Origin of the sequence: Acidovorax sp. FHTAMBA (genome assembly GCF_038958875.1) — a bacterium.
In the GTDB taxonomy this organism is placed as follows: Bacteria; Pseudomonadota; Gammaproteobacteria; order Burkholderiales; family Burkholderiaceae_C; genus Acidovorax.
Window position 1 is genome coordinate 4,300,660 of the sequence record NZ_CP152407.1, and the last position, 22,635, is coordinate 4,323,294.

Sequence of the window (22,635 nt, forward strand, 5' to 3'; positions counted from 1 at the left end):
GCGCCGCGTGGCGCTTGTCTCAGTAACGCCCCGTCTGGTACCGCTGCCCCAGCACGCCCTGCAGCGTCTGCACCACCGAGAACGCTTCCTTGAGGTGGCTGCGCTCGAAGTTGGACAGCTCTTCGAGCGCCAAGAAGTTGTCCGGCGCCTCCCCCCGCCCCATCTGCCGCGCCTGGTGCGCGATGCGCAGCTTGGAGAGGAATTCCAGCGCATCACGCAGGTCGCGCGCGCTTTGGGCACTGACCTCGCCGGCCATCGATGCCACCTCCAGCCGGTCGTGTGTGTTGACCGCAGCAATGCCACCGGCCAGCGCGTACACCCGTGCCAGATCGACGATGGGCACGATGCCGCTGTGCTTGAGGTCGATGGTGCCTGCGTTCTCGCCACCGCGGATGCGGGCGATGGAGCCAAACAGCCCGAGCGGCGGCCGGTGCTTGAGTGCATTGCCCACCATGTGCGCCAGAAACAGGCTGTTGCCGCGCGTGCGCTGCAGCACCTGGGTGCGCAGGGATTCAAGCAGCTCGGCCTTGCCATGGATGGCACGCAGATCGAAAAACACGCAGGTCAGCATCAGCGCCATGGGCTCGGGCTTGTCCACCCACTGGCGGAAGTACGCGGCCCAGCGGCTGTGGGGCTGGCGCCACTTGTCGGTCATGGCCATGATGCCGCCGGGGCAGTGGATGTAGCCGCAGGCGGCGAGCCCGTCGCACACCAGGCGTGACAGGGCGCCAAAGTACTCGCCGTGCAGCGCCTCGTCATAGCGGTCGTCCAGCACCAGGCAGTTGTCCTGGTCGGACTTGGCCGTCTGCTCGCTGCGCGCCTGCGAACCGGCGGCCACCCACACGTAGTCCACCGGGGGCGGGCCCAGCTGCGCCTCGGCCAGCTGGATGAGCCGCACGGTAAGCGCGTCGGTGATGGTGGTGACGATGTGCCCGGTGCTGTAGGCGCTGGCGTCGGCCGCCGCCAGGTGCTGCTGCAAGAGCTTGACCTTGGCGCTGGCGCGCACCAGCCCGTCCAGCGCCGTCTGCTTGTACACATCGCCGGCCAGGTAGACGGCCGAGGAGCTGTGCTGCTCGGTCAGGTCGGTGGCGGTGATCATGCCGATGACCCTGTCGCCGTCCATCACCGGCACATGGTGCACGTTGTGGCGGGCCATCAGCAGCAGGGCGTCAAACGCCGGGCTCTGCGCCTGCAGCGTCATGGGGGCCAGCGTGGCAATGTCGGACATCGGGCGGTCGATGTCGAGGCCCTGGGCCACCACGCGGTTGCGCAGATCCCGGTCGGTCACCAGCCCGAACAGATGGCCCTGCTCCACCAGCAGCACCGACGACACCCGCAGCTCACGCATCTGCTGCGCCCCCGCGCGGATGCTGGTGTGCGGCGGCAACGCGATGGGGTCGCGCTTGATCAGCGTGCGCACGGGAGAGTTCAGCAGCGTCAGCACGCCCTGGGAATCGCGTTCGGTCGTGACGAGCGATGCCGGGGCGGGCAGCGACGGAAAGTGGTACGTCAGCGCGGCGTGGTCGCGGCACACCGCCACCACGGCCGCCGTGTCCAGCCAGGCCACGACGCCATCGGCCGCCACGGTGGCCTGCAGGGTGTTCAGGTGCTGCGAGGGTGTGGCCCCAAAGCCGAACATGTCGGACGGGTGCAGGTGCACGAGGATGTCCAGGTCGGGGTCGGACAAATCCACCCCGCCCTCCACCACCAGGCCCAGCCGGCTGTGCAGGCGCCCCTGGGACAGCAGGCGCTCGCCCTGCCGCATGGGCTCGACGCGCCACTGCGCCGCCAGGGACTGCAGCGCGCCCGTGTCCAGCTGGCCCCAGATGCGATGGCCGGCCAGCAGGGTCTGCATGCGGGGGCGGAGGTCAGGGGACGGTGTCATGGCAAGGGTCCGTGCAAGCTTTGGCAGCGCCCATTGTTGCAGCCCCGCAGGGTGCGCGCGACAGGGTTGTTACCTGCCCGACCTGTGTGGGCCGTGGGGCCGGTCGGACGCGTGGATGTCCACGTTCCGCGTTTCGCGCAGCAGCAAGGTTCCACACAGCGCCGTCAGCCCGGCGATGACGACCGGGTACCACAGACCGCTGTAGATGTCGCCCGTCTGCGCCGCAATGGCGAACGACATCGGGGGCAGCAGGCCGCCAAACCAGCCGTTGCCCAGGTGGTAGGGCAGGCTCATCGAGGTGTAGCGGATGCGGGTTGGAAACATTTCCACCAGCATGGCGGCCAGGGGGCCATAGACCATGGCCACCAGCACCATGAGGTAGCTGAGGATGGCCACCACCAGCGGCGCGTGGATGCGCTCCGGGTCGGCCTGCGTGGGGTATCCGTGCAGGGCCAGCGCGCGGTCTACCGCCTGGCGGAAGCTGGCGGCCGCGCGCCGGGCCTCGTCGGGCGCCAGGCCTTGCGCAGGTGGCACGGGGATGTCAGTGGCGCCGATGCGGACCACGGCCTGCCCGGGCTGGCCGGTGGGGTCAGTCTGGTAGCTCACCGAGTAGCTGGCGAGGATGCGCTTGGCCATGTCGCAAGGGGTGGTGAACCGCGATGCGCCGGTGGGGTTGAACTGGAACGAGCAGCCCTGCGGGTCTGCCACCACCACCACACTGCTGCGGGCCTGCGCATCAACCAGTGCAGGATTGGCCGCCCAGGCCAGCGCCTTGAACGCCGGAAAATAGGTGGCCGCCGCCAGCACGCAGCCCAGCATGATGATGGGTTTGCGCCCCCACCGGTCGGACAGCGCGCCAAAAACGATGAAGAACGGCATGCCGATGACGAGTGCCGCAGCCACCATGAGCTGCGCCGTGGTGGCATCGACCTGCAGTTGCTGTGTCAGAAAGAACAGCGCATAGAACTGCCCGGTGTACCAGACCACTGCCTGCCCCGCCGTCAGCCCCACCAGCGCCAGCAGCGCCACCCGCAGGTTCGCCCAGCGGCCAAACGATTCCGACACCGGCGCCACCGAGGTGCGCCCCTGCGCCTTCATGCGCCGGAAGGCGGGCGACTCGTCCAGCGACAGCCGTATCCACACCGACACGCCCAGCAGCACGATCGACACCAGAAACGGTATGCGCCAGCCCCACTGCGCGAAAGCGCCTTCGCCCACCAGCGTGCGGGTGCCCAGAATCACCAGCAACGACATCAGCAGCCCCAGCGTGGCCGTGGTCTGGATCCACGCGGTGTAGGCACCGCGCCGTCCGTGCGGCGCATGCTCGGCCACATAGATCGCAGCGCCCGTGTACTCCCCGCCCATCGCCAGGCCCTGCAGCAGCCGCAGGCCGATCAGGATGACGGGCGCGGCCACGCCGATGCTGTCGTAGGTCGGAAGGATGCCCACGATGAACGTGGACAGCCCCATGATGAGCATGGTGACCAGGAAGGTGTACTTGCGCCCGATGATGTCGCCCAGCCACCCGAACAGCAGCGCCCCGAAAGGCCGCACGATAAAGCCCGCAGCAAACGCCAGCAACGCAAAGATGAACGCCGAGCCCGCATCGAGCGGGCTGAAGAACTGCCGCGCAATGATGGCCGCCAGCGCGCCATACAGGTAGAAGTCATACCACTCGAACACGGTGCCGAGCGACGACGCGAAGACGACTTTTCTTTCCTCCCGCGTCATGGCGCGGGCGGAGGCGGCGTCGGCCATGGCGGTTTGTCTCCGGAAAGGGGCGATCTGTTGTTGTGATCGGAGCCACCTCACCGGGCACGGGGCCCGGTGGTGCACACCGACGTCCGCCCATTCTTGGAGCGCTCACTGACCCTGTTCTGACAGCGGCACACCGCGACCGCAGACGACACAGCCAAAGCCCGGCGGTGCGGCTTGCGCACCACGCCGCCCGAAGACGGCAGCAGGTGGCGCGTCAGCCCGCCTTGGGCGCAAGCCCGGAGGGCACGCGCGGCGCGCTGTCCCAGTCGCTGCCGGCAAACCAGGCGTCACGCTCCAGGTACGCGCGCAGCATGGGCAGGCCGTCGAGCCCCCAGAACAATTTGCCGTCCACCGCAAAAGCGGGCACGCCAAACACGCCGCCGGCCTGCGCGGCTTCGGTGTTGGCCCGCAACAGGGCCTTGGGCGCGTCGCTGTTCGCGTCTTGCCCGGGCCGGATCTGCTCGGCCAGCTCCGTGGCAAGCTCGGCCAGCCGCTGGGCGTCGAGCGCGTCGTGCCCACCCTGCCAGACATGGCGCAGCACCGTGCCCGCCACAAACCGGTTGATGGAACCGTCGTCGCTGCAGGCCAGGGCCTGGCGCAACAAGGGCAGCGGGTTGAACGGGTGGCGCGCGGGCATCTGCAGCGGCGTGCCTTGCGCATGGCCCAGCCAGGTGACGTGGCGGTAGGTCCAGTCGCGTTTCGGCGCAATGCCCGCCGGGCCCGGGTTGCCATGCTGCTGCAGCAAAGCCCCCAGCAGCACGGGCTGGTAGGCCACGCTGTAGCTCAGGCCCTCCAGCACCTCGGGAAGCCGCTCGAACGCCAGCCACGCATAGGGCGAGACAAAATCGAGATAGAACGTGATGTGTTTCATGAAGGGTCCTTCTCCATCGGCAAGGCGATGCCCGCCCGGTTCAGCAGCTGCTGCCAGATGCCGCGGCGCTGGTGGGCGTCGGCACCGGACCAGATGCGGATCTCGTCCAGCGACCGGAAGCAGCCTTCGCAGTGGCTGCGGTCGGGCGACATGCGGCACACCGAGATGCACGGCGAGGGTACCGCCAGGTCGCTTTCAGCATCAAAATGGCCCTCAGCGCTTATCTGTAAAGCGCGAGCAGCTAGCAAATCAATAGCATTCATGCCGCTGGCCCGTTCGCAGGCACCTGCACCACATCCACCACAGGTGCGCCCGTGAGCCGCTGCAGATCGCTGGGGTGCAGTGCAAACACGCCGTGGGGGTGCCCTGCGGCCGCCCACACCACGTCAAAGCGCAGCAGGTCCTGGTCGATCAGCGTGACGGGCGGCGTGGCATGCGCCAGGGGCGCCACGCCGCCAATGGAAAAGCCCGTGCGGCTTTTCACAAACTCGGCATCGGCGCGGCCGATCTTGCTGCCCACATGGGCCTCGACCTTCTTCTCGTCCACCCGCCGGTCGCCCGAGGTGACCACCAGCACGGCCACATCGTCGGCCTTGCGGCGAAAGATGATGCTCTTGGCGATCTGCCCCACGGCAATGCCCAGCGCATCGGCCGCCTGCTGGGCAGTGCGCGCGGCGTCGTCCAGCATCTGCGGGCGGTGCGGGTGGCCCAGCGATTCCAGCGCCGCGGCCACGCGTTGCACGCCTTCGGGCAGGGGTTTCAGTTCAGCTCCACACACGGTGTTTTCTCCTGCGCCGGACGGGTTCACCCGGCGCGCTTTGTGAGCAGCGCATTGGCTGCCCGGGAATGGGGTTTGCGGCCGAGGAAATCGCTGATGTACGCGCCCGCATCGATGAGCTTATCAAGGTCGATGCCCGTGTCGATGCCCATGCCCTGCAGCATGTACACCACGTCTTCGGTGGCCACGTTACCCGTCGCGCCCTTGGCGTACGGGCAGCCGCCCAGCCCGGCCACGGACGACTGGTAGTTCCACACCCCCAGCTCCAGCGCCGCCAGCGTGTTCGAAAGCGCCTGGCCATAGGTGTCGTGGAAGTGGCCCGACACATCGTCGATACCAAAGTGCTGCAGCGTGGCCTCCAGCGCCTTCTGCACCTTGCGCGGCGTGCCCACGCCAATCGTGTCGGCCACATCCACGCGCTGCACGCCAATGCCCTTGAGCAGGCTGGCCAGGTAGGCCACGCGCTCGGGCGCGATCTCGCCTTCGTACGGGCAGCCCACCGTGCAGCTCATGGCCCCGCGCACGCGGATGCCTGCGGCCAGCGCGGCTTGCACCACAGGCGCGAAGCGCTCGATGCTCTCGGCAATGCTGCAGTTGATGTTGCGCTGGCTGAAGGCCTCGCTGGCCGAGCCGAACACCACGATTTCGTCGGGCTTGTCGAGCACGGCCGCTTCAAAACCCTTGAGGTTGGGCGTGAGCACCGAGTAGGCCACGCCGCTCTGGCGCGCAATGCCCGCCATCACCTCATGGTTGTCGGCCATCTGCGGCACCCACTTCGGGCTCACGTAACTGGTGACCTCGATCTCTTTGAGCCCCGCCTGCTGCAGGCGGTGCACCAGCTCGACCTTGACGGCGGCGGGCACCGGGGTCTTTTCATTCTGCAGACCGTCGCGGGGGCCGACGTCGATGAGGTGTACGCGGGAAGGAATGCTGCTGGTCATGGGACTGCTTTCGTCAAAAGATGAGGCTGGGCAATGCGCCCTGTCAATCGGAGGTGGCATGGGCCGCAACGGCGCCGGCCTTGCTTCGCAAGCGCAACAGCAGCCAGCCCACCAGGACGCCAACGCCGCTGAACAGCAGCAGCACGCCGCCGCCCAGCACTTTAAAGGTGGTGGAACTGCCGATCTCGGCGCGAGACGGATCCTTGGCGTCGTAGCGCACGGTGACGGTCTCGCCGATGTCGTGCACCGCCTGGCCCTGCCGCCCCACGCCGTCGGTAAAACGGTGCGTGCGCCCATCGCTGGTGGCAAATTCAACGATGCTTTGCCGGGCAAGGCTGCGGCGGCCTTGCGAGCCCGTTCTCACCTCCTGGTGCGCGACCACACGCCCCGTGGCCGTGTGCGTGCCACCCAGCATGCCCAGGCCCGAGGACAGCATCCACGCAGCGCCCAGCGCCGTCAGCGCGCTGGGGACCAGAAGAATCCAGCCGAGAAGGCCAAAGAAACGCCGAACGGTCGAAGTGCTGATGGTGGTGGCGGTCATATGCCTGCGATTGTCCGTGCAGCCTGGGGGCGCTGCGCCTTCAGTAGCCGCGCCCAGCGTCCACCACGCCCGCAACCGCCTCGCCCCGCTGCAGCGCGGCGATCTTGCGCGCGATCTGGGCAATGCTTTCGTCGCGCAGCGTGCGCGCCGAGGTGTGCGGGGTGATGGTGATGCGCGGGTGGTTCCAGAAGGCATGGCCAGCGGGCAGCGGCTCGGTGCGGAACACATCGAGCGTGGCACCGGCCACATGACCGCTGTCGATGGCGGCCAGCAAATGCTCGTCCACCAGGTGCGCGCCGCGTGCCACGTTGATCACATAGGCGCCCGGCTGAAGTCGCGCGAGGGAGTCCTTGTTGATCACGTTGGCCGTGTCGGGCGTGAGTGGCAGCAGGTTGACCAGCACCCGGCTGGCCGCCAGAAAGTCGTTGAATTGCTCCACACCGGTGAAGGCGCGCACACCCTCGATGGCCTTCGGGCTGCGGCTCCAGCCGTTGACGGGAAAGTCAAACTGCGCCAGCGCCTTGGCCACACGTTCGCCCAGCACGCCCAGGCCCATCACGCCGATGGGGTAATCGCTGCGCAGGCGGGGCTTGCGGTAGCCCCAGCGCCCGGCCGCCATGTCGGCCTCGTAGCCATCGAATTCGCGAAAGTGGCGGATGACCGCGTGGCACACATATTCGGCCATCTGCACCGCCATGCCCGCGTCATCCAGGCGCACCACCAGCGCCTGCGGCGGCAGGCGCAGCTTGAGCAGTGCGTCCACGCCCGCACCGATGTTGAACAGGGCCTTGAGGCCCGCCTGCTCGTCCATGAACTGCTGGGGCGGGGCCCAGACCACGGCGTAGTCGGCCTGTGGCGCGCCCGGCTGCCACACGGAAATCTCGGCGTCGGGCAAAGCGGCCGCCAGTCCCTGCAGCCAGGGCTCGGCCTTGGTGTCGGTACAGCAAAAAGTGATTTTCATGGCCGCCGAGCGTACAGCGCCCCGCCGCTGCATGCTTTCACGCAGCGGAAAGCTTGAGCAACTCGGCCCCTTCGGTCACCTGGTCGCCGGGCGCGTAGAGCAGTTCCTGCACTACGCCATCGGCCGGGGCGGCAATGGTGTGTTCCATCTTCATGGCTTCCATCACGGCCAGGGCCTGGCCCTTGGTCACGGCATCGCCCGCCTTCACGGCAAACGACACCACCTTGCCCGGCATGGGGGCGGTCAGGCGCCCGCCTTCGGCCGCGGCTTCGCCCGAGTGGGCCAGCAGGTCGATGGACGTGATCTGTGTGGCGCCCAGCGGGGTGAAGACATGGTCCACCTCGCCTTGGGCATACACGGCGACGCGGGTGCGCTGGCCCGCGAACTGCAGCTCGATGCCCTGCGCCAAGGTGCTGAACACCAGGGGCCCGGCCACGGCAGTATCGCCCTCGCCCACTTGCAGGTGCAGGCTGCCGCTGCGCTCGTAGGTCAGCAGCGCCTTGGCATGTTCGTCGCCAAATTCAAACTCGAAGCGGCGCTGCACCACGCCATGTGTGTGGAAACCATCGCGGCGGCTGAACGGGTCCACGCCCTCGCTGGCGCGCTCGTGCAGCAGCGTTTGCGCCACGGCGGCAGCAGCCGCCAGGGCCAGGCCCACGGGCTCCTGGTGGAACAGCACCGCCTGCTCGCGCGGGATGAGCGCGGTGTCGAGCTTGGCCTGGGCAAACGAATCGGTGCGGGCCACGCGGCGCAAGAACTGCACGTTGGTTGCCAGCCCCACGATGTGGGTCTGCGCCAGCGCCTCATCGAGCCGGGCCAGGGCTTGCGCACGCGTGTCGCCGTGCACGATGAGCTTGGCCACCATGGAGTCGTAGAACGGGCTGATCGCATCGCCCTGGCGCACGCCGGAATCCACGCGCACCGCGCCGCGTTCAAACGTCACACACTCGGGCAGCGCATACACGTTGAGCGCGCCGGTGGCAGGCAGGAAGTTGTTGTCGGGGTTCTCGGCGCAAATCCGCGCCTCGATGGCGTGGCCGTGGATGCGCAGGTCTTCCTGCTTCAGTGGCAGGGGCTCGCCAGAGGCCACACGCAGCTGCCACTCCACCAGGTCGAGGCCGGTGATGGCCTCGGTCACGGGGTGCTCCACCTGCAGGCGGGTGTTCATTTCCATGAAGTAGAACTTCATCTGCTCGGGTGCGTCATAGCCGCCGGGCTGCTCGACGATGAACTCCACCGTGCCTGCGCCCACGTAGTTCACGGCCCGCGCAGCGGCCACTGCGGCCTCGCCCATGCGGGCGCGCAGCTCGGGCGTCATGCCGGGGGCGGGGGCTTCTTCCAGCACCTTCTGGTGGCGGCGTTGCACCGAGCAATCGCGCTCGAACAGGTACACGCAGTTGCCGTGCGTATCGCCAAACACCTGAATCTCGATGTGGCGAGGGCGCTGCACGTATTTCTCCACCAGCACCGCGTCGTCGCCAAAGCTGTTGATGGCCTCGCGCTTGCAGGAGTCGAGCGCCGCCGCAAAATCCTCGGCCTTGTCCACCGCGCGCATGCCCTTGCCACCGCCGCCCGCGCTGGCCTTGATGAGCACGGGGTAACCGATGCGGTCGGCCTCGCGCTGCAACAGCGCGGGGTCCTGGTCGGCACCGTGGTAGCCCGGCACCAGGGGCACCTGTGCCTGCTCCATCAAGCGCTTGGACTCGGCCTTGAGGCCCATGGCATTGATGGCGCTGGCGGGGGGGCCGATGAAGACCAGGCCTGCGTCGGCACAGGCCTTGGCGAAGTCTTCGTTCTCGCTCAGGAAACCGTAGCCAGGGTGGATGGCCTGCGCACCCGTGGCCTTGGCGGCCTCGATGATGCGTTCCCAGCGCAGGTAGCTGTCCTTGGGCGCGCTGCCGCCGATGTGCACCGCCTCGTCGCAGACGGCCACGTGTTTGGCGTTGGCATCGGCGTCGGAGTAAACGGCGACGGTCTTCACGCCCAGGCGCTTGGCCGTGGCGGCCACTCGGCAGGCGATCTCGCCGCGATTCGCAATCAGGATTTTTTTAAACATGGCGCCCTCCCGCGGCGAGATCGCCTGCGCACGCTGTGCGTGCCAAGCAATTTGCAGAAACATCCGCTGCGCGGCTGTTTTCGCCACGATTTGCGATGAGTATCTTGTTGAACATTTTTAAGCCACCTTGGCAGAACCAGAAAAGAATGAAGACAAGCGCCGCACCACGGCGCGCAGAAACCTGAACAGCACCACCAGCAGCAGCACCGACACGATCACCATCACCACCAGCGCGATGCCGAACGCCACCGGGTACTGCGTGGCCAGCCACACCACGGCCACCACCAGGCCGTCTTCAAAGAACGACAGGCCCCAGTTGGAAAACGGCTCGGGCGAGGTGTTCACGGCCGCCCGCGTGGTCATCTTGGTGGCCAGTGCCGTGGCCGAGAGGGAGCCCCCCAGCAGCCCGGCCACCACCGCCATGGTGGCGTTGTCGGCGCCAAACACGCCGTACGCCAGCGCGGCACCTGCGGGCACGCGGATGAAGGCGTGCACCGCATCCCAGGCGCTGTCCAGCCAGGGCACCTTGTCGGCGAAAAACTCCACCAGCAGCATGAAGCCGCTGACCATCAGCACCACAGGGTGCTGCAGCATGGCCAGGCCGGGCGGCAGCGGCATCCATCCCAGCACGCCCATCATCCCGACCAGAAACACCACCGCATACAGCCGGAACCCGCTGGCCCAGCCCAGCGCGGCGGCCAGTGCCAGCAGGCTGGGCATGTCGAGCTGCGCCGTGGCCGTGGCTGCTGCGTCACCCACCGCGCGTGCGGTGCCGCCATCCACATGCAGCCCCACGGTGTGGAGCCACTGCACGATGTTGAACCAGAGCGTGTCCACGTCAATCCTCCGCCGCGTCCAGCCCTGCCTCAGGCGTGCGAGACCGCCGTGGCTCCATGCCAGGGATGCCAAGCAAGGGCCGCCCCGCAGCGAGGGCATCGTCCCCCTCCCGCGAAGCGAGAGAGGGGCTGAGAGGCGCGGCTCCAAGCCTGCCCGCGCAGGCTTGGACGTCCTCGAAGGGCTGCTGCCTGCGGCGGCGGCACCGAGGCGCGCAGCGACTCAGGGGGTATTTCATACCAACCAGGCGGGTTTGCGCTTGTTGAGGAAGGACTGCACGCCTTCCTTGCCCTCGTCGCTGGCACGGATTTCGGCGATGCCTTGCACCGTAGCGGCGATCAGGCCTGCGTTGATCTCGCGTTCGGCCACGTCGATGACGAGCTTCTTGCACGCACGCACGGCGTTGGGGCTGGCGCTGGTGAGTGCCTTGAGCAACTCATCGACCTTGGCGTCGAGCTGGTCGGCAGTCACCACCTCATGCACAAAGCCGACGCGCAAAGCTTCGGCCGCACCAAAGCGCTCTGCAGTGAGGAAATAGCGGTGCGCGGCCCGCGCACCCATGGCACGGATCACATACGGACTGATGGTGGCGGGGATGAGGCCCAGCTTCACTTCGCTGAGGCAAAAACCTGCCGTGTCCACGGCCACGGCCATGTCGCACGCGGCCACCAGGCCCATGCCGCCGGCGTACACGTCGCCCTGCACCCGTGCCACCGTGGGCTTGGGGCATTCATAAATCACGCGCAGCATCTCGGCCAGCTTGCCCGCGTCGGCGATGTTCTCGCCCTGCGTGTAGTCGGCCATGCGGCGCATCCAGTTGAGGTTGGCGCCTGCGCAGAAGGCGGGGCCTTCCGCCGCCAGCACCACGGCGCGCACATCAGCGCGGCTGCCCACATCGGTGAAGGCGGCGGTGATCTCGGCAATGACTTCGTCGCTGAATGCGTTTCGGATCTCGGGCTGCGTGAGCGTGATGCGCGCCACGGCGCCGGTTTGGGTGATGGACAGGTTCTGGCTCATGGCGTGGACGGGTTTTGCAGGAAGTAGACAAGGTCCAGCTCGGGGCTGGGCTGGCCCAGGGCGGTCAATGCTGCGGTGATCTGGCCCCGGTGGTGGGTGCCGTGGTTGAACACGTGCGCCAGCGTGGCCGCAAACGGCAGCGATGCCGCTGTGCCGCGCATGGTGGTGTAGTCGAGCGTGCCGCTCCAGCGGTCCGGCTTGAACGAGGCTATCAGCGGTGCCCAGCGGGCCGCGCCTTCGCGCAGCCGGGCATCCAACTGCGCACGGTCGCTCTCCAGCTCGGCGTCCAGCGCCACCTTGGGCGAAATGCCGTCGGCAAAGCGCACGAACCACAGATGGTGTTCGCCCACCAGCAGGTGGTTGAGCGTGCCGTGGATGCTGTGGAAGAACAAACCCACATCGCGCCGGTAGTCCTCTTCCGGCAGCGCCTTCACGACATCGAGCAGGCGCGCCGTGGCCCACACGTTGTAGCGCGCAAGCTGGGTAAAGTGGGCAACAGCGTCCATGGCGGCTCCCGGCGGGGTCACATGCGGAACAGGCCGAACTTGGTGTCTTCAATCGGCGCGTTGCGCGTGGCCGCCAGGCCCAGCGCCAGCACACGGCGCGTGTCGGCGGGGTCGATCACGCCGTCGTCCCACAGGCGGGCGGTGGCGTAGTAGGGGTGGCCCTGGTCCTCATACTGGCGGCGGATGGGGGCCTTGAAGGCTTCTTCTTCCTCCATGCTCCACTGCCCACCCTTGGCCTCGATGCCGTCGCGCTTGACGGTGGCCAGCACCCCGGCGGCCTGGTCGCCGCCCATCACGCTGATGCGCGCGTTGGGCCACATCCAGAGGAAGCGGGGTGAGTACGCACGACCGCACATGCCATAGTTGCCCGCGCCAAAGCTGCCGCCGATGATGATGGTGAACTTGGGCACGCTGGCCGTGGCCACGGCCGTGACCATCTTGGCGCCGTTGCGGGCAATGCCTTCGTTTTCGTACTTGCGGCCCACCATGAAGCCGGTGATGTTCTGCAGGAACACCAGCGGAATCTTGCGCTGGCAGCACAGCTCGATGAAGTGCGCGCCCTTCAAGGCCGACTCGCTGAACAGGATGCCGTTGTTGGCGATGATGCCGACCATCATCCCTTCGATGCGCGCAAAGCCGGTGACCAGCGTGGTGCCGTAGCGGGCCTTGAACTCGTCGAACTCGCTACCGTCCACGATGCGCGCAATGATCTCGCGCACATCAAAGGGCTTGCGCGTGTCCACGGGGATCACGCCATACAGCTCTTCTGCTGCAAATTTAGGAGCTATCGGCGCTTGATCGGCGGGCGCTGGGGCCTTGTTTTTATTCAAATTGCGGATGGCATTGCGCGCCAGTTGCAGCGCATGCATGTCGTTCTGCGCCAGGTGGTCGGCCACGCCCGACAGGCGCGTGTGCACGTCGCCGCCCCCCAGGTCTTCGGCCGTGACGACCTCGCCCGTCGCAGCCTTCACCAATGGCGGGCCGCCCAAAAAGATGGTGCCCTGGTTCTTCACGATGATCGATTCATCGCTCATCGCCGGTACGTAGGCGCCGCCCGCCGTACAGCTGCCCATCACCACGGCGATCTGCGAGATGCCCATGGCGCTCATGTTGGCCTGGTTGAAGAAGATGCGGCCAAAGTGGTCGCGGTCGGGGAATACCTCGTCCTGGTTGGGCAGGTTGGCGCCGCCCGAGTCCACCAGGTAGATGCACGGCAGGTGGTTCTGCTGCGCCACTTCCTGCGCGCGCAGGTGCTTCTTGACGGTGAGCGGGTAGTAGGTGCCGCCCTTCACCGTGGCGTCGTTGCACACGATCATGCAGTCCACGCCGCTCACGCGGCCGATGCCGGCAATCAGCCCCGAGCTGGGCGCATCGTTGTTGTACATGTTGAGCGCGGCCAGCGGCGCGAGTTCGAGGAAGGGCGTGCCGGGGTCCAGCAGCATCTGCACACGCTCGCGCGGCAGCAGCTTGCCGCGTGCGATGTGCTTGGCGCGGGCCGCGTCGCCGCCACCTTGGGCGACCTTGTCAAGCTGGGCTCGCAGGTCATCCACCAGGCCGCGCATGGCGGCGGCGTTGGCCAGAAAGTCCGCCGAGCGGGCATTGAGTTGGGTGTCGAGAATGGTCATGCTGTGTTGCTCTTCAAGCTGTCTTTTGTTCTTCCAGGCCGAGAAGGTCCTTCATCTCGTCACGGATCTTGAACTTCTGGATCTTGCCCGTCACCGTCATCGGAAAGCTGGCGACAAAGCGGATGTAGCGCGGCACCTTGTAGTGGGCAATCTGGCCCTTGCAGAAGACGCGGATGTCGTCTTCGGTGGGCTGGGTGCCGGGCTTGGCGATGATCCAGGCGCAGAGTTCCTCGCCGTACTTCTGGTCGGGCACACCCACCACCTGCACATCCTGCACCTGCGGGTGGCGGTACAAGAATTCTTCAATCTCGCGCGGGTAGATGTTTTCACCGCCACGGATCACCATGTCCTTGATGCGGCCCACGATGTTGACGTAGCCCTCGGCATCCATGGTGGCCAGGTCGCCGGTGTGCATCCAGCCGTCGGCGTCGATGGCTTCTTGCGTTTTGGCGGCGTCTTCCCAGTAGCCGTGCATCACCGAATAGCCCTTGGTGCAGAACTCGCCGCGCTGGCCTATGGGCACTGTTGAGCCTGTGTCCGGGTCCACGATCTTGATCTCCAGATGCGGTTGCACCTGGCCGACCGTGGATACGCGCTTGATAAGCGGCGTGTCGGTGCTGCTCTGGCAGCTCACAGGGCTGGTCTCGGTCATGCCGTAGGCAATGGTGATGTCGCGCAGGTTCATCTGCTCCACCACGCGCTTCATGACCTCGGTGGGGCAAGGCGAGCCGGCCATGATGCCGGTGCGCAGGGTGCTCAGGTCGAACTCGGCAAAGCGCGGGTGGCCCAGCTCGGCGATGAACATGGTGGGCACGCCGTGCAGGCCGGTGCAGCGCTCGTCCTGCACCGTCTGCAGCACCGTGAGCGGGTCAAACCCGTCGTTGGGGTACACGATGGCAGAGCCATGCGTGAGGCACGCCAGGTTGCCGAGCACCATGCCAAAGCAGTGGTACAGCGGCACGGGGATGCACAGGCGGTCGTCGGGCGTGAGCTTCATGCACTCGCCAATGAAGAAGCCGTTGTTCAGGATGTTGCGGTGCGTGAGCGTGGCGCCCTTGGGGAAGCCCGTGGTGCCGCTGGTGAACTGGATATTGATGGGGTCGGTGGCCCGGAGCGTTGCCGCCACCTGGGCCAGGCGTGGGTCGGCCACATCGCCGCGCGCCATCAGGTCGGAAAAGCGCAGCAGGCCCGGCTCTTCGCCACCCACGCCAGGCTCGTCGATCCAGACCACGGTGTGCAGGTGCGGCAGCTGCTGCGCCTCCAGCTCGCCCGGCGTGCCGTGCGCCCATTCGGGCGCCAGCTCGCGCAGCATGCCCAGGTAGTCGCTGGTCTTGAAACGCGCCATGGTCACCAGCAGCTTGCAGCCTACCTTGTTCAGCGCGTATTCCACTTCAGACGTGCGGTAGGCCGGGTTGATGTTGACCAGCACCAGGCCCACCTGCGCGGTGGCCAGCTGCATCAGCACCCATTCGGCGTTGTTGTGCGACCAGATGCCCACGCGGTCGCCGGGCACCAGGCCCATCCCCAGCAGCGCGCTGGCCAGGCGGTGCGCCTCGGTCTGCAGGCTGCGGTAGGTGTAGCGCAGCCCCTGGTGGCGGCTTACCAGCGCCTCGCGCTCGGGCTGGCGGGCCACCATGTCGGCAAAGAAGGCGCCGATGGTCTGCTCGATCAGGGGAACACCGGTGGCGCCACGGGCGTAGCTGTCCACCAGCGGTGCGGAGTTCGTTGCGGCGGTACTCGTCACGGGGTTGTCTCCTGTGTCATCCGGCCCACGCCACAAGACAACGCGGGCGGGCGATCCGTAAGCATAGAAGCCTGAACCCCTGACGGGTGGACACAATGGTTGCAAATCGTGCCACGGCTGGCACACTCTGCGGCGTGAAGACCACCGACCCTACCGACCATCGTCTCCCAACCACTCCATCTGCCCCTGCCGCAACGCCCATCGCCTTTGTGCGTGCGATTGTTCTGGCGTACGAACAGCGCGGCATGAGCCCCCAACACGCCCTGGCCCGGGCACAGATTGCGCCGCAGCTGCTGCCCGACGACAGCGCCCGCATCACCGCCTGGCAGATGGAGCAGATCTCCGACGCCGCCATGCAAGAGCTGGACGACGAAGCCTTGGGCTGGTTCAGCCGCCGTCTGCCCTGGGGCAGCTACGGCATGCTGGCGCGCGCCAGCATCAGCGCGCCCACGCTGCAGGTCGCCCTGGCCCGCTGGTGCCGCCACCACGGCCTGCTGACGGACGACATTGCGCTGCACCTCACCACCCAGGGTGACGCCGCCACCCTGGCCATCACCGAGGCACGCGACCTGGGCGCGCTGCGCGAGTTCTGCCTGGTATCCGTGCTGCGCAATGCCCACGGCCTAGCGTGCTGGCTGGTGGACTCGCGCATCCCCCTCATTGCTGCCGAGTTCGCTTTTGAAGCGCCGCCGCATGCCGATGCGTACGCCGTGCTGTTCCGCGGCCCCGTCACCTTCCACGCACCGCGCACGGCTCTGCACTTTGACGCCCGCTACCTGCACCTGCCCCTGCGCCGCGACGAACAGGCCCTGCGCCAGATGCTGCAGCACGCCCTGCCCCTGACGGTGCTGCACTACCGCCGCGACCGCCTGCTGGTGCAGCGCGTGCGCCAGTTGCTGGGCGCGCCCCTGCCTGGGCAACCGACCCACGCCCTGCCCCAGCACAGCGCCGAATCCCTGGCCGCCCTGCTGCATGTGTCGCCGCGCACGCTGCACCGGCAACTGAAGGAAGAAGGCGCCACGCTGCAGGGCTTGAAAGACGAGGTGCGCCGCACCCGCGCGGTGGAGCTGCTGCACCGCACGCAACGGCCCATCAAGCAGGTGGCCGAGGCGGCGGGGTTTGAGAACGAGAAGAGTTTTATCCGGGCGTTTCGCGGGTGGACGGGGCAGTCGCCGGCGGAGTTTCGGAGGGGGGTGAGGGTGTAGGGCCCGAAGCCAGCTCGCTATACAGTCACGCTCTGCGCTATACAGTGGGTAGACACAAGCACAGGTACAACTATCGATCAATTCATCGGCGCTTATGGTTCCACCCAGATTCGACACAAGAGAGCCTCAGATACGGCCGTTCTTCAGGGTCCTTGGGGTACTACTACTCTTCGCAATGGCAGCAGCACTGGTTGCGGGGTCAATACCGCTTCTCATAAACCCAGGCCCGGCAGAGGTCGCGTGTCCGACAAACACCCGCAAGTTTGCATGCGAACTAGGTGCAACTATCGTCGGGTCAATACCCGCAGGTGCACAACGAACCGTGCTGGGCTTGACTGGTCTTGCCTCAACAGCGGGAATTTTTGGACTAGCTTGGATATTCGTCTGGCGCAAGACACGATGAGACGTCTGTTGCATGCGCGTGCGTCGAGCGCACCCCCATGAAGCAAGCATCTGCTTCCAGTGAGACCGACGCACGCTAAGCTGCGCAAATCCAATTCCAGCCAGCGACGCCAACCGCCCCATGCTCCACCTCCACCACTGCATCAGCGCCCGCTCCTTCCGCCCCCTGTGGATGTTCGAGGAACTGCAGCTCCCCTACACCCTCCACATGCTCCCCTTCCCACCGCGCGCCAAGGCCCGGTGGTTTCTGGAAGAGAACCCGCTGGGCACGGTGCCCCTGCTGGTGCAGGGCGATGTCCGCATGACCGAATCGGCAGCCATGTGCCAGTACCTGGCCGCCACGCACCCCGACGCGGGGCTGGATGTGGCGCCCACGCACCCGGCGTATGCCGCTTATCTGAACTGGCTGCACATGAGCGATGCGACGCTGACCTTTCCACAGACGCTGGTGCTGCGCTATGGGCGTTTTGAGCCCGCAGAGCGCCAGCAGCCGCAGGTGTTGGAGGACTACACGCGCTGGTTTCTGGCGCGGCTGCGGGCGGTAGAGGCGGCCGTGGCGCACAGCGAATACCTGTGCGCAGGCCGGTTTACGGCGGCGGACGTGGCGGTGGGGTATGCGCTGCTGCTGGCGCAGCACCTGGGGCTGGATGCGCAGTTCGGTCCGGCCACGCAGGCCTACTGGCAGCGTCTGCAGCAGCGGCCCGGCTACCAGCGGGCGATGGCGGCACAACTGCGGGCGGCCGAGGAGCAGGATGTGCCTGCCACCCCGGCGCCCGATACGCGGCCCTGAGACTGATCAGCCGAGTGACCCGGCGCCAAAGAGGATCTCGCGGGGCCCGGCTGCGGGCGGGTCTGTGAAGGCCAGCGGCCCGCACCCCACGCAAAACCAGGCCATCAGGATGTGGTGCCGCCGCCCATCGTGCCCTGCAGCACGGCCACCAGATGCTGTTTGGCTTCGGCCAGATGGGCCTTGTCGGCGTCGTGCACCTTGCGGAAGAATGCCGCGCACTCGGCGGCACCCGCAGCTTCGGCGTCCTTGATGTACTGGTCATAGGCCACCAGCGCCTGGGCCTTGTTCTGGATCAGGGTGACCCAGTCGTATGCCAGGTTGCTCAGGGGATGGGGATCGGAGGAATGTGGTTGTTCTTGCATGGGTGTGCTCCTGTCGAGGGTGCCGCCAGAAGGCGGCGCCCGCCTGCATGAATAAAGGGTGCACGCAGCACCCTTGGTGGGAGGAAAGCCGTGTGGGCTAACGCTTAACGGCCGTCACGGTCGGAGTCGCCTGGAATGGCGCGCTCTACGGTATTGCTCACGCGTTGCCAGGCGTCCCGCGAGGCGTGCTTGGCGCGCTCCCATTCCAGCGACGAACGCCCGCGGGCGTTGCCCCAGTCGCGGCTCAGATCGGACTCGACATCGTCGAACGAGCGGTTGGGGTAGCGCGAGTACGCGTCGAGGCCGTAACGGTAGGCGGGCTGGTAGTCGTCATAGGTGGCGTCGGGGGCGATGTAGGGGCGCGACGTGTAGTTCTCGCGCCAGTAGGTGTCTTCGGCTACCGGGTCCACCTTGACGCTGCGGCCCATCACTGCACCTGCCACGACACCCACCACGGCACCCACGGCTGCGCCCACAGGGCCCGTTACGCCGCCCGCCAGTGCGCCGGCCGTGGCGCCACCTGCCACGCCACCCACGGCACCGCCCAGCACGGCACCGGTGCCTGCCTTGGTTTCGGGCTCCAGGTGGGGGTTGTGGGTCATTGCATCGTTGCGATCGCTCATGGTCGTTCCTTTCAGGATGTCCGGGCCGGCCCTTGGAGATGGCGCGCTGCCCGGTGTGGGTTGGAAAGCCTTTACCGTAAAGGCGTGCCAGCCCGGCCGGTCGCTGAAACTTCCCATACGCATGCAGGTGCTGGCCTACAGCAGCCCCGACTACCGAAACGCTGAGTTCAACCGCGAGCGCATGCCTAACAACCCAGCAACGCAGGCAATTCGGCCATGCTGCGAAAGACGTGCGATGCACCTGCAGCCCGCAGGGCGCCGTCGCTGCTGTCGTGCGGGGCATAGGCGTACACCGTAGCGCCCGCCGCGACGCCTGCGGTGACGCCGGTGACGGTGTCTTCCACCACTGCGCAGCGCGCGGGCGCGGCCTGCAGGGCGGCTGCGGCAGCCAGATAGACATCGGGCGCAGGCTTGGTGGCGGGCATTTCGTGGCCGCTGAAAACGCGCCCGGCAAAGTAAGGCGCAAGGCCCACCTTGGCCAGCTGCAGCTCGACCTTGAACCGGTCTGCGCCCGAAGCGCAGGCAATGCGACCGCCGTGGTGCGCATGCACCCGTTCGACCGCGCCATGGATATGTTCGATGGTGGTGAGCTGCGCCTGTAGCGCGGCATTGCGGCGCGCGTAGAAGTCGGCCATCCACGCATCGGTGAGCGGGCGGCCGGTGTGGTGTTCGATGCGCGCGGCCTCGCTGCGCACCATCTTGCCGATGAAGATGCGCATGCACTCCTCCGGCGTCAGTGCCCAGCCGGCTTCCTCCAGCATGTCGCGCAACACGCCGTTGGTGATGGGCTCGCTGTCCACCAGCACGCCATCACAATCAAACAAGATTGCTTCAAATTTCATAGCTGTTAGCGCTTACTGAATAAGCGCTAGAGGTCATTTTCATTAAAAATTCAGGGGCTGATGTCGCCATCCACGTACAGCCAGCGGCCATCCTCGCGCACGAAGCGGCTGGTCTCATGCAGGCGCACCGCACGCCCGCCCACCCGGTAGCGCGCGACAAACTCCACCTCAGCCCGGTCTTCACCCGTGGCGCGGTGGCTGCGCACTTGCAGCCCCAGCCAGCGGGCGCCGGGCTCGAAGTCGAGGGCCGCGGGCCGCGTGCCGGGGTGCCAGGTGGCCTGCAGGTAGTCGGCCCGCTCAGAGACGAAGGCGGTGTAGCGCGAGCGCATGAGGCTTTCGGCATCCGGTGCAGGGGCAGCATCGGCCCCGGGTGCCGGCAGGTAGCGGCCGCAGCAGTGGGCATACGCCAAGGGGGCGGCGCCTTTGCCCTTGCTGCCACCCGGGCCCCCAGGCGCCAGGCGCCCGCAGGGGCACGGATCAGCGGGCAGGGGCATGGGCATGTGCAGCGGCCCCTTTCAACGCAAGGCGCCAAACACCTTGCGCGCGATGGCGCTGCCTGCGGCGGCCGGGTCCTGGCGGATGCGGCGCTCTTCCTCGCCAATCATGAAGTACAGGCCGTCCAGCGTCTTGCCGGTCACGTACTGCGCCAGGTTGGCGTCTTCGGCCTTCAGCAGCCCGAAACTCGCGGCCTTGCCTGCAAAGGCGTTGTACTTCTGCGTGAGGCCGACCTTCTCGGTGGCCTGGTTCACCACCGGCAAAAAGCGCTGACCCAGGGGCTCGCGGGTCTTGTCGGCAAAGAAGGTGGTTACCGAGTTGTCGCCACCGGTGAGGATGTTCTTGGCGTCGGTCACCGTCATTTTCTGCACCGCACCCACCAGCAGGTCTTTGCCCATGGGCACGGCTGCTTCGGCGGCGCGGTTGATGGACACCACCAGCTCATCGATGCGCCGGCCCTGGCCCAGCGACTTCATCACCTTGGCCGCATCGCCCAGGTAGCCGGGCAGACCGATGCGCACCTTGGGGTTGCCCAGAAAACCGTCGTTGCGCCCCAGCAGCGACACCGCCGCCTGCGCGCCCTGGGTGAGCGCGGCCTTGAGGCCGCTGGACGCATCGGCGTTGGTGAGGTCGCCCAGCGACAGAGCCCAGGCGTGTTGCGCGGTGGCGCACAGCAGCGCCCCCGCGAGGCTGGCTTGGTGGAATTGGCGGCGTTGCATGGCGTGCTTCTTTCGGTGGGGCGGCTGTGGGTGCCCGAGATTTTCGCTCAGCCTGGAAACCGCAGGCGAATGCGCCTGTGCGGGCCGTGACCGGCCTGCCAGGCAAGGCATGGCGGTACGCAGCGCAAGCCGGGTGCGCGCGGAGGGCCTAGACTGCCCACATCCGAGCATCCGACAAGGAGCCTTGCAATGTGGCAAATGAGCGTGCCGTGGTGGGAGTTTGTGCTGCGCGGCGTGGTGGTGTATCTGTTTCTGCTGGTGTTCATGCGCCTGTCGGGCAAGCGGCAGACGGGGCAGTACGAGCCGTTTGATCTGATCCTGCTGCTGATCCTGTCCAACGCGGTGCAGAACTCGATGAACGCCGGCGACAACTCGCTGACGGGCGGGCTGATATCGGCCAGCACGCTGCTCCTTCTGCATGTGGTGCTGGCGCGGCTGGCGTTTCACTTCCCGCGCATCGGGCGCTGGGTGGACGGCAAGGCCCAGGTGCTGATCCACCAGGGTGAGCTGAACAAGGTGCTGATGCGCAAGGAGCTGCTAACCCAGGACGACGTGGAGGCCGCGCTGCGCGCGGGCGGCTGCCTGCACGCACACGAGGTGGAACGCGCCACTATCGAGACCAACGGGCAGATCACTGTGGTGCTGCGGCCCGCGCACCGGTCGGTGAACGCAACGTGACCACGGCGCGACCGGCCATCACGGGCGCTTGGCGTTTTACAGGCGGGTGAGAAACGCCGCCAATGCCGCATTCACGGGCTCGGGGTGCGTGAGGTTGCTGGCATGCCCGGCGCCGGGCACGACCACCACGCTCGCGTGCGGCAGGCTGTCGGCCATGGCCTGGGCGCGTGGCAGATCAATGGCATTGTCCAGCTCGCCATGCACCACCAGCGCTGGCACGGTGATGGCGCCCAGGCGGTCGCTGATGTCGTCGCGGCTGGCCAGGGTGGTAAAGCATTGCATCAGGTTGGGCACGGTGAACCCGCGCCACTTTGCCTGCCACTGCGGGGCGCCCGCCCAGCCGTCGCCCAGGATGATGTGGGCCACCACCCCGGCCATTTCGTCGGACAGGCCGTTCTCCAGCCAGTTTTTCATCAGCACCTCATGGCCCGCCATCTTTTCCGGCTGCTCCGGCAGGGCCTGCGTGTTGATGAGCACCAGCGCCCGCACCAGGTCGGGGTGGGTGAGCGCGCAGCGCAGCGACAGGTAGCCGCCCTGCGACATGCCCGCCAGCACGGCCTGGCGCACGCCCAGGTGCCCCAGCAGCGCGGCCAGATCGTTGGCCGAATCGTAGTAGGTGAAGGGGTCGCAGCGCGCGGGGTCGGCCGTCTGCCCATGGCCCCGCTCGTCCCAGGTGATGCAGCGCCAGGTGCCTCGAAGGGCCTCGACCTGCGGCGCGAACATGCTGCCATCCATCAGCAACCCGTGCGAAAACACGATGGCCGGGCCCTCACCGCCCGTGTCTTCGTAATACAGCTTCTGGCCATTGACGTGCGCGAAAGGCATGCGGAGCTCCTGATAAAAAACAGGCCTCCATCCTTGAACAAGCCCGCCCGCACTGCAACCGGCCCAACCCGCGAAAGGCTGCGCACGAGTCACCCAGGCGTCAGCTGGCAGGTGTCGGCAGGCGCGCCACCCGCCAGCAGGCGGGGCCCACAGCCTCCCGCGCACGTGAGCGGGCAC

General features: G+C 67.1%; 23 protein-coding genes. 3 read left to right on the forward strand and 20 right to left on the reverse strand.

The window, feature by feature from the left end:
- Positions 1-19: 19 nt before the first annotated feature.
- From AAFF19_RS20045 to AAFF19_RS20110, 14 genes are all read right to left on the reverse strand, one after another.
- Complete coding sequence (locus AAFF19_RS20045; RefSeq protein WP_342720871.1) at positions 20-1,885, reverse strand: putative nucleotidyltransferase substrate binding domain-containing protein; 1,866 nt, start codon at positions 1,883-1,885, stop codon at positions 20-22.
- Positions 1,886-1,954: 69 nt separating this feature from the next.
- On the reverse strand, positions 1,955-3,643 hold the full coding sequence (locus AAFF19_RS20050) for an MFS transporter (RefSeq protein ID WP_342720872.1): 1,689 nt from the start codon (positions 3,641-3,643) through the stop codon (positions 1,955-1,957).
- A 214-nt stretch (positions 3,644-3,857) separates the two neighbouring features.
- Complete coding sequence (locus AAFF19_RS20055) at positions 3,858-4,514, reverse strand: 2-hydroxychromene-2-carboxylate isomerase (RefSeq protein ID WP_342720873.1); 657 nt, start codon at positions 4,512-4,514, stop codon at positions 3,858-3,860.
- Entirely contained in the window at positions 4,511-4,777 is a 267-nt protein-coding gene (locus tag AAFF19_RS20060) for a DUF1289 domain-containing protein (RefSeq protein ID WP_342720874.1), read from the reverse strand. The genes AAFF19_RS20055 and AAFF19_RS20060 overlap by 4 nt, the downstream gene beginning before the upstream one ends.
- Entirely contained in the window at positions 4,774-5,292 is a 519-nt protein-coding gene (locus AAFF19_RS20065; RefSeq protein WP_182120749.1) for a YbaK/EbsC family protein, read from the reverse strand. The genes AAFF19_RS20060 and AAFF19_RS20065 overlap by 4 nt, the downstream gene beginning before the upstream one ends.
- A 26-nt stretch (positions 5,293-5,318) precedes the next feature.
- Positions 5,319-6,233 (reverse strand): hydroxymethylglutaryl-CoA lyase, encoded by a 915-nt coding sequence (locus tag AAFF19_RS20070; protein WP_182120748.1) that lies wholly within the window; start codon positions 6,231-6,233, stop codon positions 5,319-5,321.
- A 43-nt stretch (positions 6,234-6,276) separates the two neighbouring features.
- Positions 6,277-6,774, reverse strand: a complete 498-nt coding sequence (locus tag AAFF19_RS20075; RefSeq protein ID WP_342720875.1) for a DUF3592 domain-containing protein — start codon at positions 6,772-6,774, stop codon at positions 6,277-6,279.
- 40 nt (positions 6,775-6,814) lie between these two features.
- Entirely contained in the window at positions 6,815-7,735 is a 921-nt protein-coding gene (locus AAFF19_RS20080; RefSeq protein ID WP_342720876.1) for a glyoxylate/hydroxypyruvate reductase A, read from the reverse strand.
- A gap of 37 nt (positions 7,736-7,772) precedes the next feature.
- Complete coding sequence (locus AAFF19_RS20085; RefSeq protein WP_342720877.1) at positions 7,773-9,791, reverse strand: acetyl/propionyl/methylcrotonyl-CoA carboxylase subunit alpha; 2,019 nt, start codon at positions 9,789-9,791, stop codon at positions 7,773-7,775.
- Between the two features lie 117 nt (positions 9,792-9,908).
- Positions 9,909-10,628 carry a DUF4126 domain-containing protein gene (locus AAFF19_RS20090; RefSeq protein WP_182120744.1) on the reverse strand — a complete coding sequence of 240 codons (720 nt, stop codon included), beginning with the start codon at positions 10,626-10,628 and terminating at the stop codon, positions 9,909-9,911.
- A gap of 231 nt (positions 10,629-10,859) precedes the next feature.
- A complete protein-coding gene (locus AAFF19_RS20095; RefSeq protein ID WP_342720878.1) occupies positions 10,860-11,642 on the reverse strand; it encodes an enoyl-CoA hydratase/isomerase family protein in 783 nt (260 codons plus the stop codon).
- Entirely contained in the window at positions 11,639-12,148 is a 510-nt protein-coding gene (locus tag AAFF19_RS20100; RefSeq protein WP_342720879.1) for a DinB family protein, read from the reverse strand. Before AAFF19_RS20100 ends, AAFF19_RS20095 begins: the two co-directional genes overlap by 4 nt.
- Before the next feature lie 17 nt (positions 12,149-12,165).
- Complete coding sequence (locus AAFF19_RS20105; protein ID WP_342720880.1) at positions 12,166-13,773, reverse strand: carboxyl transferase domain-containing protein; 1,608 nt, start codon at positions 13,771-13,773, stop codon at positions 12,166-12,168.
- A gap of 13 nt (positions 13,774-13,786) precedes the next feature.
- On the reverse strand, positions 13,787-15,517 hold the full coding sequence (locus tag AAFF19_RS20110) for an AMP-binding protein (RefSeq protein ID WP_342720881.1): 1,731 nt from the start codon (positions 15,515-15,517) through the stop codon (positions 13,787-13,789).
- Positions 15,518-15,612: 95 nt separating this feature from the next.
- Between AAFF19_RS20110 and AAFF19_RS20115 the strand changes: the two genes are divergently transcribed.
- Positions 15,613-16,722 carry an AraC family transcriptional regulator gene (locus tag AAFF19_RS20115; protein WP_342720882.1) on the forward strand — a complete coding sequence of 370 codons (1,110 nt, stop codon included), beginning with the start codon at positions 15,613-15,615 and terminating at the stop codon, positions 16,720-16,722.
- A gap of 523 nt (positions 16,723-17,245) precedes the next feature.
- Positions 17,246-17,914, forward strand: a complete 669-nt coding sequence (locus AAFF19_RS20120; protein ID WP_182120739.1) for a glutathione S-transferase family protein — start codon at positions 17,246-17,248, stop codon at positions 17,912-17,914.
- Between the two features lie 104 nt (positions 17,915-18,018).
- Here AAFF19_RS20120 and AAFF19_RS20125 read toward each other — a convergent pair whose 3' ends face one another.
- The 5 genes from AAFF19_RS20125 to AAFF19_RS20145 all read right to left on the reverse strand — a co-directional run bounded on the left by AAFF19_RS20125 (position 18,019) and on the right by AAFF19_RS20145 (position 20,955).
- Entirely contained in the window at positions 18,019-18,276 is a 258-nt protein-coding gene (locus AAFF19_RS20125; RefSeq protein WP_182120738.1) for a hypothetical protein, read from the reverse strand.
- Positions 18,277-18,380: 104 nt separating this feature from the next.
- A complete protein-coding gene (locus AAFF19_RS20130) occupies positions 18,381-18,899 on the reverse strand; it encodes a hypothetical protein (protein ID WP_182120737.1) in 519 nt (172 codons plus the stop codon).
- 185 nt (positions 18,900-19,084) lie between these two features.
- On the reverse strand, positions 19,085-19,741 hold the full coding sequence (locus AAFF19_RS20135) for an HAD family phosphatase (RefSeq protein WP_182120736.1): 657 nt from the start codon (positions 19,739-19,741) through the stop codon (positions 19,085-19,087).
- A gap of 50 nt (positions 19,742-19,791) precedes the next feature.
- Positions 19,792-20,235: a YchJ family metal-binding protein gene (locus tag AAFF19_RS20140; protein WP_182120759.1), complete on the reverse strand. Its 444-nt coding sequence runs from the start codon at positions 20,233-20,235 to the stop codon at positions 19,792-19,794.
- A gap of 21 nt (positions 20,236-20,256) precedes the next feature.
- Positions 20,257-20,955, reverse strand: coding sequence for a DUF4197 domain-containing protein (locus AAFF19_RS20145; RefSeq protein ID WP_182120735.1), 699 nt, complete (start codon positions 20,953-20,955; stop codon positions 20,257-20,259).
- A gap of 189 nt (positions 20,956-21,144) precedes the next feature.
- Here AAFF19_RS20145 and AAFF19_RS20150 point away from each other — a divergent pair, with 189 nt between their 5' ends.
- Positions 21,145-21,633 (forward strand): YetF domain-containing protein, encoded by a 489-nt coding sequence (locus AAFF19_RS20150; RefSeq protein WP_182120734.1) that lies wholly within the window; start codon positions 21,145-21,147, stop codon positions 21,631-21,633.
- A 36-nt stretch (positions 21,634-21,669) separates the two neighbouring features.
- On the opposite strand, the gene AAFF19_RS20155 is transcribed toward AAFF19_RS20150, so the two are convergent.
- Positions 21,670-22,458: an alpha/beta hydrolase gene (locus AAFF19_RS20155; protein WP_182120733.1), complete on the reverse strand. Its 789-nt coding sequence runs from the start codon at positions 22,456-22,458 to the stop codon at positions 21,670-21,672.
- Between the last annotated feature and the right edge of the window lie 177 nt (positions 22,459-22,635).

Coding starts and splice junctions, on each gene's coding strand:
- AAFF19_RS20120 (WP_182120739.1), top strand. CDS start 17,246: ATGCTCCACCTCCACCACTGCATCAGCGCCCGCTCCTTCCGCCCCCTG.
- AAFF19_RS20055 (WP_342720873.1), bottom strand. CDS start 4,514: ATGAAACACATCACGTTCTATCTCGATTTTGTCTCGCCCTATGCGTGG.
- AAFF19_RS20050 (WP_342720872.1), bottom strand. CDS start 3,643: ATGGCCGACGCCGCCTCCGCCCGCGCCATGACGCGGGAGGAAAGAAAA.
- AAFF19_RS20060 (WP_342720874.1), bottom strand. CDS start 4,777: ATGAATGCTATTGATTTGCTAGCTGCTCGCGCTTTACAGATAAGCGCT.
- AAFF19_RS20100 (WP_342720879.1), bottom strand. CDS start 12,148: ATGGACGCTGTTGCCCACTTTACCCAGCTTGCGCGCTACAACGTGTGG.
- AAFF19_RS20125 (WP_182120738.1), bottom strand. CDS start 18,276: ATGCAAGAACAACCACATTCCTCCGATCCCCATCCCCTGAGCAACCTG.
- AAFF19_RS20130 (WP_182120737.1), bottom strand. CDS start 18,899: ATGAGCGATCGCAACGATGCAATGACCCACAACCCCCACCTGGAGCCC.
- AAFF19_RS20075 (WP_342720875.1), bottom strand. CDS start 6,774: ATGACCGCCACCACCATCAGCACTTCGACCGTTCGGCGTTTCTTTGGC.
- AAFF19_RS20080 (WP_342720876.1), bottom strand. CDS start 7,735: ATGAAAATCACTTTTTGCTGTACCGACACCAAGGCCGAGCCCTGGCTG.
- AAFF19_RS20085 (WP_342720877.1), bottom strand. CDS start 9,791: ATGTTTAAAAAAATCCTGATTGCGAATCGCGGCGAGATCGCCTGCCGA.
- AAFF19_RS20115 (WP_342720882.1), top strand. CDS start 15,613: ATGGTTGCAAATCGTGCCACGGCTGGCACACTCTGCGGCGTGAAGACC.
- AAFF19_RS20140 (WP_182120759.1), bottom strand. CDS start 20,235: ATGCCCCTGCCCGCTGATCCGTGCCCCTGCGGGCGCCTGGCGCCTGGG.
- AAFF19_RS20095 (WP_342720878.1), bottom strand. CDS start 11,642: ATGAGCCAGAACCTGTCCATCACCCAAACCGGCGCCGTGGCGCGCATC.
- AAFF19_RS20150 (WP_182120734.1), top strand. CDS start 21,145: ATGTGGCAAATGAGCGTGCCGTGGTGGGAGTTTGTGCTGCGCGGCGTG.
- AAFF19_RS20045 (WP_342720871.1), bottom strand. CDS start 1,885: ATGACACCGTCCCCTGACCTCCGCCCCCGCATGCAGACCCTGCTGGCC.
- AAFF19_RS20135 (WP_182120736.1), bottom strand. CDS start 19,741: ATGAAATTTGAAGCAATCTTGTTTGATTGTGATGGCGTGCTGGTGGAC.
- AAFF19_RS20145 (WP_182120735.1), bottom strand. CDS start 20,955: ATGCAACGCCGCCAATTCCACCAAGCCAGCCTCGCGGGGGCGCTGCTG.
- AAFF19_RS20155 (WP_182120733.1), bottom strand. CDS start 22,458: ATGCCTTTCGCGCACGTCAATGGCCAGAAGCTGTATTACGAAGACACG.
- AAFF19_RS20105 (WP_342720880.1), bottom strand. CDS start 13,773: ATGACCATTCTCGACACCCAACTCAATGCCCGCTCGGCGGACTTTCTG.
- AAFF19_RS20070 (WP_182120748.1), bottom strand. CDS start 6,233: ATGACCAGCAGCATTCCTTCCCGCGTACACCTCATCGACGTCGGCCCC.